The organism is Desulfobulbus elongatus DSM 2908 (assembly GCF_000621145.1).
GTDB classification, from domain to species: Bacteria; Desulfobacterota; Desulfobulbia; order Desulfobulbales; family Desulfobulbaceae; genus Desulfobulbus; species Desulfobulbus elongatus.
In genome coordinates, this window is sequence record NZ_JHZB01000005.1 from 53,540 (window position 1) to 68,240 (window position 14,701).

Genomic DNA, 14,701 nt, shown 5'->3' on the forward strand with positions numbered 1-14,701 from the left:
GGTGCTCTTTTTCTATGAATGATCGAAATTTTTATGCATTGGTTGCTTACGAGGATGGCAACAGTGGGTTTCGACGCCGGATCGAGCGGAAATCGATCAACGATCTGCCGGCGGGCGATGTTGTCATCCAGGTAAAATATTCGTCCCTTAATTACAAGGATGCTCTTTCCGCCAGCGGCAATCGCGGGGTGACCAAGCACTATCCGCACACCCCCGGTATCGATGCCGCCGGCTGTGTCGTCGAATCGACTGACCCCACCTGGCGCGTGGGTGACGAGGTTATCTGCACCGGATACGACTTGGGCATGAACACCGCCGGTGGATTCGGCCAGTATATCAGGGTGCCCGGTAACTGGATCGTACGCAGGCCTGCAGGGCTGTCGCTGCTGGAAAGCATGCGGCTCGGCACAGCGGGTTTTACCGCCGCCCAATGCCTGCTGCACCTTGAACAAAACGCAGTCACGCCGGACAAGGGACCTATCCTGGTGACCGGTGCAACGGGCGGGGTGGGAACCGTTGCCCTCATGCTGCTGCAGAAACTGGGCTACAAGGCAACCGCTGTGACCGGCAAGGCAACGGAGCATGACGCTTTGCTCGCCCTTGGCGCCACTGCGGTCATGGACCGCAACGAGTTGCTGGCGGACAGCGAGAGACAGCTGCTCCCGGCGCGCTGGGCCGGTGCCGTCGATACGCTGGGCGGCAAGGCGCTTGCAGCGGCGGTCAAGGGAACCGGTTTTGACGGAGTGGTCACCTGTTGCGGCAATGCCTCTTCCGGAGATCTTCCCCTGACGGTCTATCCGTTTATTCTTCGGGGAGTCCATCTGGTCGGGGTCTATTCCGCCAACTGCCCCATGGCCAAACGGGTGCAGATCTGGAACAAGCTGGCCGGAGAATGGAAGCTTGATCTGTCTGCAATATGCCGCACGGTGCGGCTTGGCGCTCTTGAGGACGCCATTCAGGCCATGCTGGCAGGGCAAAGCAAGGGACGGCGGGTTGTTGATTTGGAGGAAGTAACGTGAGCGTCGAGTTGGCAAAAGAGGTGTTGTCGATTGAATCCGAAGGCATCCTCGCGGTGCGTGACAATCTCGGCAGGGAATTCGAGCAGGCCGTTGAACTCATCATGGCCTGTCCGAGCCGCCTCGTGGTGACGGGGATCGGAAAGTCGGGCTTGGTTGGGCAGAAGATTTCGGCAACGCTCAACTCCACCGGTACGCCGTCTGTCTTCCTCCACCCCGTCGAAGCCATGCACGGCGATCTTGGCATGGTCGCGCCCACCGATGTGGTGCTGGCCATCTCCTATTCGGGCGAAACCGCGGAATTGAACGGCTTGCTGAGCAGTCTGAAGGAACGGCGCATCCCGATCATCGCCCTGTGCGGCCGCACGCAATCCAATCTGGCGCAGCATGCCGTGGTTACCCTGAATGTCGCCGTGCCCCGCGAGGCCTGCCCGCTGGGATTAGCGCCGACGACCTCGACGACGGCCACCCTGGCCCTGGGCGATGCCTTGGCCGTCGCCTTGCTGGATCGGAAGCAGTTCCGGGCCGAGGATTTTCGGCGGAATCATCCCGGAGGCAGCCTCGGCGAACGGCTCAAGATCGCGGTCCGTGAGGTGATGCTGACGGGGGCGGACGTGCCGATTATCGAGAGCGCCTCCACCTTGGTGGCCGCCGTTGCCGAGTTGAATCAGAAAAATTTGGGTGCGGTGTTCATCTGTGATGATGAGGGCAAGCTGCTCGGGATCATCACCGACGGTGATATCCGCCGGATGTTGTCCTTGGGCAGGAATATCCGGGAGATGACGCTGCAGGAGGGAATGAAAACCAATCCCGTGGCCATCTCCAGTTCCCTAATGGCAGCCGATGCCTTGAGCATCATGCAGCGACACGAAATAACGGTGCTCGCGGTGGTGGACGAACGGGGATGTATGGAGGGAATGTTGCACCTCCACGACCTGTTGGGCAAAGGGGAATTCAGGTTTCTGATTTAACGGAGTATCCGGATCAATCGTGGTACGCCGACCACTTCCTGCTGGCGGTGTCGAACTGGTAATTCAACTCCAATTTTGACGAGCTGCCTTGGCTCCGTTCGAGACAGGTCAGGTTGAAGACCATTCTCCCGCCGATTTTCTTCAAGAAAACCGCTTTGGGCTGTGACAGCCTGGAGCCCTTGAAGGTCGGGTAATTGGCGCGGAAGATCTCTTCGAAATGCTCCTCCAGCCAGGCAATTTTTTCGTTCTGGAGGAGCAAATCCTGTTGTTTGTCGATTTTTTCGTTAATTTTCTGCGCAACTGTCCTGACTGCGGGATCGTCCTGATGGGCGCTTTCCTTGATGAGCCGTTGGATATCCCTGTAACGGGCGAGGACTGCAGCGGTGTCCCCTTGCCCTTCGGCCACGAGGGCCTGGTCCTGAAGGTGGGCGATTTTGACCATGAGGAGGGTCTTGTCAATTTTGCTGCGGGATTCTCCCAGAGCGTTTTCCGCCGTCTCCGGCTCGCTGGCCAACAAATCGAGGGCCTCCTGATACCCCTTGACGGCCTGGGACCAATTCTTTTGCTGGTATGCCTCCCGGGCGGTGGACAGCGTGAGGTACAGGCGGGAATTGATCAAAAGCCGGCGCAGATCCTGCCGTTCCTTTTCCGTCACCACGTTGGGGTTGGTGTTGATGGCCTCTTGCGCCTGCTCCAGATATTTGATCGTTTCCCGCCACTGCGACTGGGTAAAGGCTTTTTTTGATTGATCGAGTTCATGGCGGATGGTGGCGGCGGTCATCCGGCTGGTGATGTCGCTCGTCGTGCCCAGATTCTTTATATCGCCCGAGAGCGTCAAAGCCTTGCGATAGGCGCCCGCAGCCTCGTCCCAATTTTTGTTCTGCTCGGCTTTTTCGGCAACGGCGAGTGCCTGTCGCAACTCCAGCGATTGGATGATTTCGCTGATCGTGGCCTGTTGCTTGCCCAGGTTATGGTCGGTGGCAAATTTCAAGGCCTGGCGGTAGAGGGTGAGCGCTTCGGCGACCTTATGTTGCCCGGCAAGCGATTGCGCCTGGTCGGTGAGCCTGGCCAGTTCCTCCTGGGCTGCGGCCGCGCTGGCCGGGATGTATTCCCCCTGATAGAGCACTCGTCCCTTCAGGCCCTCCTGCAGTTCGGTGGAGGAAATCAGGGTGCCGATGATTTGTTCCTGGGCATTTTTACGAAAACGGAGGATCGTCAGGTCGGAGAGGATGGCCCGTGCTCCTTCGAGCGTTTCCAGGGCCTGATCGAACTGTTTTTTATCGATGAGCAGCTGTCCCTTCAGCAAATCGGCCTGGGATTGACTGAGGGCGTTCTGATCCTTGAAATAGAAGAAAATGGTCATGATCGCGATGGCCAAAACCAAAATGGCCGCCACGATCGGTTTGAAAGGGATGGCGTCAAACCCGGTCAATGATTTGGCCCGGGACTTGATCGGAGGCGGAAGCGGTGGCAATTCCCGTGCCCCTGGTGTTTGTTTGCCGGATCTGGACGATGCGGCCCCCGATGGTGCCAACTGCACGGCCTGCTGGAGTCGGGTTCTGAGCGCCTCGAGCCCGGGAGCATCCGCGGCGATGGCCAGGAGAGTGTCCGTCACCTCCATCGCCTCGCCAAATTTGGCCTGCTCCTCGAGCTGCTCGGCCAATTTGAACAACTGATCGGTCTTGCGCAGGATCTTGCCGATCTGTTGCTGAAGTTCTTCACGATCCGGGAAGGTGACATGCTCCGGCAGTTCGGCCAACAGTTTGTTGGCGGTAACGATCCGGTTATCTTCGACAAGGTTGCGGATGCGCTGGATGTCCCCTTCGGTGTCCGGTTGGCCGGAGGCGGGAACATCGTCGCTTTCGAGACCGAGAGAGGCGAAGGTGTCGTCGGCCAGGGCATCGAGAGGGGGAGCGGTTGCTTCAATATCGGCGACACTGATCGAGTCGAGGGGGAGTTGCGCTTGGTGGTATCGGTACCATTCTGCCGCCTCTTGGTTGAACGGGTCGTCAAGATGATAGACGTGGCCGCAGATCATCTCGCCGATATGGAGCACCAGATCGGGCAGCGAGGGGTTGTGCTGCCAGTGGTCGGCCAGGCGAACGGCGGCCGGGTCGAAATCGGGGTGAAAGACGGGGGTCAGAGGTTTGGCGATCGGAGCGAAGTGGGGGTAGCCAAAGGGAAGACTGAGCCGGATCCGGTGCTTGTGCCCGATGCCGATGGTCGTCTCGTCTTCCTTGACGTATCCTCGGAGGGTATATTCGATCTCATAATGGTCGGGGGGCTGGCCTTCGGTCTTGACGATCGAAATATTGGGGTACAGCTCAAGAAGATCCTTGAGCTGTTCATAGTCTTCAGCAATCTGCTGCGAGCCCATGGCCATAGAAAGAACCTGTGATGATGACCTGTGCGATGCGCGCTGCCGGGCGGAGCCGACGGCCGAGCGGCGGGAGATACTGGCCGGCGTTCGGCTTCGTCGGCGTTATTCTTGAGAATTGTAAAGCATTCCGCGGGGGGAAACAAGCGAGCTTTATCCGGGGTGTGAAAAAGTTGGCGTGTCGCGCGCCCACGAAGATTTCTTTGAGTGCGGCATCATTCGCGTGTACACTACACCTGTTTCACGCAACTCAATCAGCCGAGGCCGATGAAGACCAAGACCTTTCAAGCCGCTTTTGAGATTACCCACGTCAGGAATTGCCCCTTCTACATTCAGGAGGAGTGTTTTTTGCTGACGGACAAGGCGGTCGAACTACCGTTGGGCCGTTCGTCCTGCCTCATCCTGGTGCGCGAACTCACGGGGTTGCTGTTCACGCTTATGCCGCATGCGGCCACCGGCTTCGCCGAGCAGCGCGACGCGGTCTTCACCTGCGGCGGTTGCACCGGTCTGATCAAATTTCAACTGACGGACAAACCAATCGTCAACCAGGCCGGCAAGAATGCCGCCGCCCTCAAGGAAAACACCCAGTCGGTGATCAGCGGCCAGATCGAGGCCATCGCCCCGGCGGAGCTGTTGCAGGTTTTCCACATGCACCAGAAAACCGGCAGGCTCGTTCTCGAATTCGAAAACGGATCGGCCCGGGTCACCTTTCGGGAAGGGGGGCTGCTGGCGGCCCGCTATGAGGATTTCGACAATCAGGAAGCGATCTATGCCATGCTGGCCCAGAAAAAAGGCACCTTCCATTTCCTGCCCGGCTTGCCGGACGCCTTGATGAAGACGCGGGAGATCGGCGATTTCATGATGATCCTCATGGAAGGGTTGCGCCGGCTCGACGAAGGCGAATAACTTTCCTCTTTCGTTGCCTAGCCGTTGTCCCGAAAAGGTGGCAAACCGGCAATGCTCATGAAGTCATCCACATGATAGCGGGCGTTCAACGCCCGGTTCCTGAAGGCGATCAGATCGACGCCGGCAGCGGCGCTGTGCTCCTGATCGATCACCGAATCGCCGATGTAGATGGCCTCCTGCGGCTGGACCTGGAAGCGGTCCAGAATCATGACCAGTCCATCCGGAGCCGGCTTGGGGCGCGGGGCGCTGAGGGCGGTCACCACCATGTCGAACCATGGCCGCAGGGCAAAGGTATCGAGGATGATGTCCATGGTGTCGGTGCGGTTGGTGGAGATCGCGGTGCGATACCGGGGCTTGAGCAGGGCGAGGAATTCGAGCAGATCGGGCTCCATGGTCATGAAACGCAGGTAGGGGGCGTAATCGAGACGCCGGCGATGGGTCTCGATGGCCTCCGCGGCGATATGGCCGTGGTTGCGGAAGATATGGGCGACCGAGTTGTGGGTGTTGTGGATGTGGGCGTAGTCGAGTTCCTCCTCGGTCATCGGCCGGCAGGAAAAGGCCGCGAGCAGATCGTTGTAATAGTGCCGGTTTGCTTCCCGGGAGCTGAACATGACGCCGTCGCAGTCAAAAACGACAAGTTTGAGCATGGTGATCCTGATGGAGGCGGGAGTCACGGCCGCATGCCGCTGGTTTCCCTGGTGAGCTGATCGAAAAAGGTGTGCATAAAGGCCTGCCGTTGTTCGGCCATTTCCCGGCCCACGGCGGTGAGCATGCGGTTGCGGACCCGCGACATCTTGATGCGGAATTCACGGTAGGCGGTGTCCTCCAGCGAATAGGACGAGGTGGTGGCCGGATCCAGTTCCGGGTTGTGCAAGCGGGCGCCGATCTGGCCGGCAAAGAGAAAGGCCCGGCCGATGCCGACTGCTCCGATGGAATCGAGCTTGTCGGCATCGTGGAGAATCGCCGCCTCCAGGGAGGCGGGACGCAGTTCGCCGCGGAAACGGTGGCTGCGGATGCAATGGCAGATGGCCTCGATCTCCTCGGCCCGGTAGCCCAGATCCGGCAACAACCCTGTCGCCAACTCCGCCCCGCGCCGGGCGTGGCAGACCCGGCCCTGACTCAGGCTCTCCTCCTTGCGGCCGATATCGTGCAGCAGGGCCGCCGGGGCGAGAATATCGAGCCGGGCGCCCATCCGTTCGCCGATGGCCAGGGCGGTGTGCAACACCCGCTCGCTGTGGTCGGGGCCGTGCGAGCCGCCTTCGGTGACGCAGAAGGAATGGCTGATCGTCCTGAGGCGTTGCAACAAATCGGAGGCGAGTAGATCGGATGCGTTCATCGCGGCGGCACGGTTGGCTTCCCTCAACAAACTACTCGCCGAACCATTCCTGCGAGAGCCAGCGGATGCCGAGCAGCAGCAGATGTTCATCGTCGCCGGCCAGCCCGGCGAGGTGCGCCGGCGTCAGCGGGCGCCGTAGTGCAATGCGGCCGTCGGTCATCTCGCGTCTGAAGTGATCCAGGTCGTACAGGGCCAGCATGTACTGGTCGAGCTGCCGCCGCGTGGGTCGGAAAGAGCGGTCCCGGATGGCGGGATGCTGCACCAGCGGCAGCAGGGCATCGTTGAACCTGTTGTATACCTCCAATTCCTGACCGCGCAGATAGTCTCCAACGGTCTGCCTGCACGCCTCGGCGAATCCGCGGCAATGGGGCTCGCGCAGCAGCACCAGCGATTCCACCGGGGAATCGTCACCGCCCCTGGCCGCGCCCCGGCCTATCGGATAGGCCCGGCAGCTTCCGGGCCGGTCGTCGTACACCGAACAACCCTGTGCACCGACAAAGACGCAGGAGGCTCGGCCGTCGTCCACCATGGTGAGGTAACAGGTGGGCAACACGTGCTCTTCGTCCCATTCGACAATGACATACCGGTCGAGAAACTGGCCGGAAGCAAGCTGCAGCCGCCGTTTCAGGCGCAGGACATCATACGGGGTCAGGGCCAGATCCAGTTCGCGGCAGCATTCGGTGAAACAGGACACCCCCGGATGACAGGCGAAGGCCAGTTCCTGGTCCGCGCGGGCCGGCTGGAAATGATCGGGCAGGGCCGCCGAGGTCGTCATGACGTGCGCCCCCATTTGATGATGAGCAGCGGGCTGGCGACGAAGATGGAGGAAAAGGTGCCGGCCAGCAGGCCGACCAGCAGGGCGAAGGAGAAGTCATGGATGGCGGACCCGCCGAAAAAGAACAGGGAAAGGACCGAGAACATGACCGTCAGGCCCGTGATGATCGAACGCGCCAGCACCTGGTTGGTGGAATTGTTGATGGTCTCGTACAGGCTGAGTTCCGGGTTTTTCTGCAGGTTCTCCCGGATGCGGTCAAAGACGACGACCGTATCGTTTAAGGAATAGCCGGCCAGGGTCAGCAGGGCGGTGACGATCAACAACGTCATCTCCTTGTCGAGCAGCCAGACGATACCGAGCACGGCGAGGACATCGTGCAGGGTGGAGATCGCCGCGGCGATGCCGAAGCGGAAATCGAATCGGAACGCCAGGTAGACCATGACCCCGAGCATGGAGATGATGATCGCAATGACCGCCTTGTTGCGCAGATCGGCGGAGGTTGAGGCCCCAATCTCCGATTTGCTTTCCATGACAAAACCTTTGTCCGCCTGTTCCGTCTGCAGGACCGACGTGATCTCCTCACTGAGATTGCCGACCGTTTCTTCCGATTTCTTGATTTTGACGATCAGGCGGTTCTCGCCGGTGACTTCCTGGAGTTCCGCCCCAGGATGGCCGTGCCGCTGCAGGGCGTCCCGGACCTCATCGAGGGCGAAAGGCTGCTTGGCCTGATATTGCAGCAAGGAACCGCCGGAGAAATCGACCCCCATGTTGGCATGCCCCCGCACGATTTGCACAAAGGCCACCACACCCAGGAGGGAGAGGGCGATGGAAATGCTGAAGGCTATTTTTCTGACCCGCATGAAATCGAAATTCGATTTTTTGATCACGTGGAGGAAGTCGAGCCGCTTGAGCATCTTCAGGCTGAACAGGACATCGTAGGCCAATCGGCAACAGAACAGGACCGCGAACAGGTTGAGGATCAGTCCCAGGGTGAGGGTGATGGCGAATCCCTTGATGGGGCCGGTGCCGAAGAGGAAGAGCGCCAGCGCCGTGACCAGGGTGGTGACATGGCCGTCGACGATGCTCCAGAAGGCCCGGTTGAACCCGGCGTCCACCCCGGCCCGGAGCGATTTGCCCAGGGCGAATTCATCGCGCATCCGCTCGTAGACCAGGACGTTCGCGTCGACAGCCATACCGATGGAAAGGATGATGCCGGCAATGCCGGGCAGGGTGAGGGTGGCGCCCAGGAGGGCCAGGCCGACGAACAGCAGCATGATGTTCAGAACCATGGCCACGTTGGCGATCACCCCGGAGAGGCGATAATAGATGGCCATGAAGACGACCACCATCAGGGTGCCGAACAGACCGGAATAAATGCCCTTGCTGATGGAGTCCTGGCCGAGGCTGGCTCCGACCGTCAGGTTCTGGACGATGTCGACCGGTGCCGGCAGGGCGCCGACGCGCAGGACAATCGCCAGGTCGGTGGCCTCGTTGTGGGTGAAACTGCCGGAGATCTGGGCGCTGCCACCAAGAATCTTCTCCCGGATCACCGGAGCCGAACGGACGATTTCATCGAGCACGATGGCCAGCCGTCTGCCGACACTTTTCTCGGTGAGCGCGGCGAAGACCTGGCCGCCGCGGGAAGTCAGGTCAAGGCTGACGTACGGCTCATTGAAGGTGCCGCCGATGCGGACCTGGGCATTTTTCACCATTTCGCCGGTCATCTGCACCGGGCTTTCCAGCAGAATGGGAACCCTGGATTCCCGCTTGGTCTTCGGGTCGACGATCTTTTCGAAATAGATTTCGGTGCCCTGCGGCAGGCGGTTCTGCAGGGCCAGGTTGAGCTGTTTTCTGCTCTCGCCCTCGCGCCACTGGCCGGCCTTGATCACCTCGTCGATGAGCTGCGGCAGGTTGATTCCTGGCACCTCCGCCACCATCTTGAATTCGAGTTGCGCGGTCTGGCCGATCAGCGACATGGCCCGTTGCGGGTCCTTGACGCCCGGAAGCTGGACCACAATCTGATTGTCGCCCTGACGCAGGACGATCGGCTCGGCAACCCCGAACTGGTCGATCCGGTTGCGGATGATCTCCAACGACTGATTGACCGAGTTTTTCCTGATGAAATCGATTTCGCTGCCCTTGAGTTGCAGGGTGATGCGGGGAAAGGTGCCGGCTTCGGCCTGGATCTGGCTGTCGAGATTGGGGAACCGCTCGTTCAGGATCTGCTTGACCGTGTCAATGGCGCCGATGTTGGGCAGGGTGAACAGGATCGATTTCGGGCTTCCGGTCTCCATTCGGACGGCGTTGATGTTCTTTTCGGCCAATGCCGCCTTGAAATCGGAGGCCGAAAGGTCGAGGGAATTTTCCGCCGCCTTTTCCAGGTCGACCTGGAGGACGATGTGCATGCCGCCCTGGAGATCCAGGCCCAGCTTCAGTCCGGCCGGGGCGAGATATTTTTTCCACCAGTCGGGCAGGCCGTGATACAGGGAAGGGGTGAGGGCCAGTCCGGAGAAGATCAGCAGGAGGATCACCAACCCGATTTTAAGCTTTATGGTGGAATTCATTGACGTACGTTCCTTTAACTGTGCGAGGAGGGAGCGGCGCTCCAATTGTCAAAACGGATAGATTATACGTCGATACCCCGCTTCCTGCAATGCCACGGTGGCTTTTTACGGCAAAAAGGCGGGATGGAGATGACGGTAAAAAGAGGGTGCGGAGGAAGATATGGCCGAACAACTCAACCTTTTCGGTTGATGGCCGCCGCCATGCAGGCCGCACCGAATCCGTTGTCGATATTGACCACCGCCAGGCCGGGCGAGCAGCTGTTGAGCATGCCGAGCAGGGCGGCATAGCCACCGGCGCCGGCACCGTAGCCAATGCTGGTGGGCACGCCGATCACCGGGGCAGCGGTCAATCCGGCGACCACCGAGGGCAGCGCCCCCTCCATGCCGGCGGCGACGATGATCACCCGACCTTGCTGCAACAGGGCCGAATGGGCCAGGATGCGGTGAATGCCGGCCACGCCGGCATCGTAGATGGTGGCGACCTCGTGTCCGAACCACCGCAGGGTGATCCGGGCTTCTTCCGCCACCGGCAGGTCGGAGGTCCCGGCCGTGACGAGAACCACGGTTCCTTGACCGCAACCAGCCGGGATGTGGTGGTCGTTGCCGGTCAAAATGCGGGCGGTCGGATGGTAGGTCAACTGGGGCAGGCTGGTGAGGACGGCCTCCGCTTTCTCCGGAGCCACCCGCGTCGCCAGCACCACCGACGGGGCCGCCAGCAGGGCGCCAAGGATCTCGATCAACTGGGCAGCGGTTTTGGTGGCACCGAAGACCGCCTCGGGCAGGCCGGTCCGGAGAGGACGATGATGATCGAGCCTGGCCGATTCCAGGATCTCCACCGGCCAATGGCGGAGCCGATCGAGGGCTTCATCGACATCGACGGTACCGATACGGATCTGCCGCAACAGGGCGGTAAGCAAGTGTTCATTCATACAAATCTGATTCTCAATAATGAGCGCTGGACTCTACCACGGCCCGCGCTCCGCGTAAACAGTTTACGCTGCCGCCCCGTTCTGTTAGAGTGCCGCCAACTGTTCCCTCCAACGGAAGCTGCCTTGGGCAGCAGGAGACCACCCATGGCCAACGACCATCTGCCTCCCTTTCTGCAGGCGCTGTTGCAACCCGACCGCTACGAGCATCCCGCTCCGGACATCAAGCTGGTTCAGACCCACATCTCCTCGGTGATCCTGGCCGGCGATTACGTCTACAAGTTCAAGAAGCCGGTAAATTTCGGCTTTCTCGATTTTTCGGACCTCGAGAAACGGCAGGCTTGCTGCGAGCAGGAAGTTCTGCTCAATCGCCGGCTCTGCCCCGACATCTACCTCGGCCTGGTGGCGGTCACCGCCGAGCCGGACGGCGGCTTTGCCTTAAACGGAACCGGACCGGTGGTGGAGTACGGGGTCAGGATGAGACGCATGCCGGAGGACCGGATGATGATTCAACTGATCCGTGCCGGGCAATTGCATGACAATCATATCGATGCCCTTGTCACGGTGCTGGCCGATTTTTACCGGCGGGCGGAGAACGGCCCGGAAATCGCCCGGTTCGGTACCGCGGACGCGGTAGCGGTCAACGTCCTGGAAAATTTCGACCAGACCCGATCCTTCATCGGCCAGGGCGCCCTGGAGCAGGCGCAGTTCGAGGACATAGCCGGCTTCTCCCGCTCCTTTCTCGACAACGAACAGTTGTTCCAACAGCGGATCGAAGGCGGCTTTATCCGCGACTGCCACGGCGATCTCTATTCCGCCAACATCTGTTTGGCCGAGCAGGTCTATATCTACGACTGCATCGAATTCAATCAGCGCTTCCGCTATTGCGATGTGGCCAGCGATGTCGCCTTTCTGGTGATGGATTTGGAGTTCCACGGGCTGGACCACCTGGCCGGCCGGTTCGTCGACCGGTTCGTCCAGGCGACCGACGACCCGGGATTGATGGGCATGCTCAATTTCTACAAATGCTACCGGGCCTATGTCCGTGGTAAGATCGGGCTGTTCACTGCCGCCGATCCGGCGGTCGACCCCCCGGTCCGATCCGCCAGCGTCGAACAGGCCGCCAGATATTTTCAACTGGCCCAGCGGTATGCCGCCTTCTGACAACGGTTCCGCACAGTCGCCTGCCGGGCGGATCATCGTGGTCTTCTTTGGCATGACCGCCTCGGGCAAGTCGACCCTGGGCCGGGCCTGGGCTGGCCAAAATCGTGCCCCTTACTACAATACCGATCGGGTCCGCAAGGAACTAGCGGGGTTGCAGGCCGTGGACAGGCGACCGGACGGGGTGGAGCAGGGAATTTATACCCAGGTGTTCACCGCGAGAACCTATCAAACCATGCTGGAGCGGGCCTGCCGGGACTTTGCTGCGGGAGCGCGGCTGGTGGTGTTGGATGGCTCGTATGGCAAGCGCACCGACCGGGACCGGGTCAGGGCGGTGGCAGCGGCACTCGGGGTGAAATGCGTGTTCCTCTTTTGCACCTGCGGCGAGGGGGAGATACGCAGACGATTGGCAATGCGGGCGCGGGACCCGGAAGCGGTTTCCGATGGCCGCTGGGAGATCTATCTGCACCAGCGGCAAACCTTCGAGTTTCCGGACGAGGCAAATGAATCCGACTGCATTCGCCTCGACACCGAACAGCCGGTGGAAACGTTGCTGCAATGGTTGACGGCCCGGCTCGGTGACCCGGATTGAACCATCGGGCGGGGGCCCCGTCCGTCGTTCAGTCGTGTTGTGCTGGCGGAGCCGGTGTTGGTTCTGCGCCTTCTTCGCCGCTGGTTGCCGCAGCCCTGCCTTACAGAGCGCCGTCCGGGGTATCCAGAGGGCTGTCCGTTGGGGCACCCACCGGGGTCGGGGTGTCGTCCACCGGAGCCGGGGTTTCCACCGGATTGCTCGTCTGGATGTCCACGGATGTCTCCGGCGGGGTGTCCATCGAGGTATTCGCCGGGGCCTTCTCCGCTGCTTCTCCAGCCATTATTTCCGCTTTTTTCTCGTCCTTCGCTTCCTGACGGTCTGCCGGTGCCTGGGTCATGAACTCCGGCAGCCAGCGGTTCATGCCCCAAGTGGGCTTGTTACCCGCTTCCAGATGATCGAGCAACTCTTTTGCCTTGGGCGCCAAGTTGGAGTCGGGATACCTGGCCAGCAGATATTTGAGCCGATGTTTGGCCTCGTCGTATCGGGCGGTCCGGACGTAGAAAACGGCGACCATGTACTCGTGGTTAACGAGAAATTCCGTCGCATCTTTGATCTTGGTCTTCGCTTCCTTGGCGTAGGGCGACTGGGGATAGGCATTGATCAGGCGGGTGAAGGACTTGATCGCCTCCTGCGGGCCGGAGACATCCCTGTCGATACGGTCGGAGCGGCTGTAGTCGCACATGCCGATCTGGAACAGAACATAGGGAATGGCCTCGTTGGTGGGATGGCGTTCCTCGAAGGATTTATACAGCACCTTGGCCTCGGCGTACTGTTTGTTGTAATAGTGGGCGTCGGCGGACTTCAGTTCCGCCAGCATGGCCTGGGCGCTGAACGGATGTTCGTCGAGGATGATCTTGAAATGCTTGATGGCCTCGCTGTAGCTGCCGGTATTGTAGGCATCCATGCCCTGGACGATCAACACCTCGGGCGGTTGTGATTTGGGTTCCTCTTCGTCCTCTCCGAAGCTGAATTTGCTGAACATGCCGCTGAAGGTCGAGCAGCCGGACAGGACGACGGTCGCCGTCATGAGCAGAGCCAGCAGGAGGTACTTGAAGCCAGAGCAGGACGATGCGTTCCGGGACATGACAAATCCTTATTCACTGCAGTTGAGGGGAGTATCCGGAGCCTGATTGCCAAGATAATGCTCGACGGAGAGTTCGGCGACAGCGCCTTCACCGGCGGCATTGATGATCTGCCGGGATTGTTTGCTGCGGATGTCGCCGGCGGCGAAGACACCGGGGATGGAGGTGGCCATTTCCCCGTCGGTAATGACGAAACCGCCTTCATCGGCACGTAACTGATCCAGCGGCAGAAGTTCGTTGTTGGGAGTAACGCCGATCAGCACGAACAGACCGGTGACGTTGAGGACGGATTCGTCACCGTTGTGGTGCCTGAGCAGAAGACTGTCGACGCCGTTCTTGTTTCCCCTGACTTCGAGAACCTGTGTGTTCCAGAGAAAGTCGATCTTCTGGTTGCAGAAGGCTTTTTCCTGAAGAATCTTGGTGGCGCGCAATTCGCTGCGCCGATGTATGACGGTGACTTTCGAGGCGAATTTGGTCAGATGCAGGGCGTCCTGAATGGCTGTGTTGCCACCGCCGACCACCGCGATTTCCTGATTGCGGTAGAAGGGACCGTCGCAGGTGGCGCAATAGGAAACGCCCCGGCCGGAGAATTCGTATTCGCCGGGAATGTCCAGTTTGCGGGGCCTTGCGCCGGTGCAGAGGATGATGGTTTTGGCGGTGAGGATTTCACCGCTCTCCAGGAGAACCGATTTGATCTCGCCGGTCAGATTCAGGGCGGTGATGGTGGCGTATTTTTTTTCCAGGCCAAACCGGTCGGCGTGGGCTGTCATTTTGTCCACCAGGTCGAAGCCGGAGATGCCTTCGATGAAGCCCGGATAATTGTCGACCCAGTCGGTGACCAGGACCTGACCGCCGGTGGCCCCTTTTTCGACGAGCAGCACCTTGAGGCGGCCGCGGGCGGCATACAGGCCAGCCGTCAAGCCCGCCGGGCCGCCGCCGACGATGATCAGTTGATACTGTGCCTGTTGCATGGGCGGTACCGCCAAAAAGAAGGC

Annotated in this window: 13 protein-coding genes; 5 read left to right on the forward strand and 8 right to left on the reverse strand. The window is 60.3% G+C overall.

The genetic code is table 11. The annotated features are described in order from the left end of the window. Positions 1-14: 14 nt before the first annotated feature. Entirely contained in the window at positions 15-1,019 is a 1,005-nt protein-coding gene (locus Q362_RS0104040) for a YhdH/YhfP family quinone oxidoreductase (protein WP_028317638.1), read from the forward strand. Next, positions 1,016-1,987: a KpsF/GutQ family sugar-phosphate isomerase gene (locus Q362_RS0104045; RefSeq protein ID WP_028317639.1), complete on the forward strand. Its 972-nt coding sequence runs from the start codon at positions 1,016-1,018 to the stop codon at positions 1,985-1,987. Before Q362_RS0104040 ends, Q362_RS0104045 begins: the two co-directional genes overlap by 4 nt. 13 nt (positions 1,988-2,000) lie before the next feature. On the opposite strand, the gene Q362_RS0104050 is transcribed toward Q362_RS0104045, so the two are convergent. Further along, complete coding sequence (locus tag Q362_RS0104050) at positions 2,001-4,370, reverse strand: hypothetical protein (protein ID WP_028317640.1); 2,370 nt, start codon at positions 4,368-4,370, stop codon at positions 2,001-2,003. 261 nt (positions 4,371-4,631) lie between these two features. Here Q362_RS0104050 and Q362_RS0104055 point away from each other — a divergent pair, with 261 nt between their 5' ends. After that, positions 4,632-5,270: a DUF4388 domain-containing protein gene (locus tag Q362_RS0104055; protein WP_028317641.1), complete on the forward strand. Its 639-nt coding sequence runs from the start codon at positions 4,632-4,634 to the stop codon at positions 5,268-5,270. 17 nt (positions 5,271-5,287) lie between these two features. Here the strand turns inward: Q362_RS0104055 and Q362_RS0104060 are convergent, their stop codons facing one another. The 5 genes from Q362_RS0104060 to larB all read right to left on the reverse strand — a co-directional run bounded on the left by Q362_RS0104060 (position 5,288) and on the right by larB (position 10,874). Further along, positions 5,288-5,917, reverse strand: coding sequence for an HAD family hydrolase (locus Q362_RS0104060; protein WP_035215575.1), 630 nt, complete (start codon positions 5,915-5,917; stop codon positions 5,288-5,290). Positions 5,918-5,940: 23 nt separating this feature from the next. Further along, positions 5,941-6,606, reverse strand: a complete 666-nt coding sequence (locus tag Q362_RS0104065) for an HD domain-containing protein (RefSeq protein WP_028317643.1) — start codon at positions 6,604-6,606, stop codon at positions 5,941-5,943. A gap of 31 nt (positions 6,607-6,637) precedes the next feature. After that, positions 6,638-7,381: a YkgJ family cysteine cluster protein gene (locus tag Q362_RS19035; protein ID WP_051553619.1), complete on the reverse strand. Its 744-nt coding sequence runs from the start codon at positions 7,379-7,381 to the stop codon at positions 6,638-6,640. Continuing rightward, complete coding sequence (locus tag Q362_RS0104075) at positions 7,378-9,945, reverse strand: protein translocase subunit SecDF (RefSeq protein ID WP_028317644.1); 2,568 nt, start codon at positions 9,943-9,945, stop codon at positions 7,378-7,380. The genes Q362_RS19035 and Q362_RS0104075 overlap by 4 nt, the downstream gene beginning before the upstream one ends. 173 nt (positions 9,946-10,118) lie before the next feature. Further along, positions 10,119-10,874, reverse strand: coding sequence for a nickel pincer cofactor biosynthesis protein LarB (gene larB, locus Q362_RS0104080; protein WP_028317645.1), 756 nt, complete (start codon positions 10,872-10,874; stop codon positions 10,119-10,121). 144 nt (positions 10,875-11,018) lie between these two features. Here larB and Q362_RS0104085 point away from each other — a divergent pair, with 144 nt between their 5' ends. Next, the gene (locus Q362_RS0104085; RefSeq protein WP_028317646.1) at positions 11,019-12,035 is read left to right on the forward strand and encodes a hypothetical protein; all 1,017 of its coding nucleotides are present in this window, start codon (positions 11,019-11,021) and stop codon (positions 12,033-12,035) included. After that, on the forward strand, positions 12,022-12,624 hold the full coding sequence (locus Q362_RS0104090; protein WP_084312256.1) for a P-loop nucleotide/nucleoside kinase family protein: 603 nt from the start codon (positions 12,022-12,024) through the stop codon (positions 12,622-12,624). Before Q362_RS0104085 ends, Q362_RS0104090 begins: the two co-directional genes overlap by 14 nt. Positions 12,625-12,724: 100 nt before the next feature. Here the strand turns inward: Q362_RS0104090 and Q362_RS19040 are convergent, their stop codons facing one another. Both Q362_RS19040 and trxB read right to left on the reverse strand, forming a co-directional pair. Beyond that, positions 12,725-13,708: an outer membrane protein assembly factor BamD gene (locus Q362_RS19040; protein WP_051553621.1), complete on the reverse strand. Its 984-nt coding sequence runs from the start codon at positions 13,706-13,708 to the stop codon at positions 12,725-12,727. A gap of 9 nt (positions 13,709-13,717) precedes the next feature. After that, complete coding sequence (trxB, locus tag Q362_RS0104100; protein ID WP_028317648.1) at positions 13,718-14,677, reverse strand: thioredoxin-disulfide reductase; 960 nt, start codon at positions 14,675-14,677, stop codon at positions 13,718-13,720. Between the last annotated feature and the right edge of the window lie 24 nt (positions 14,678-14,701).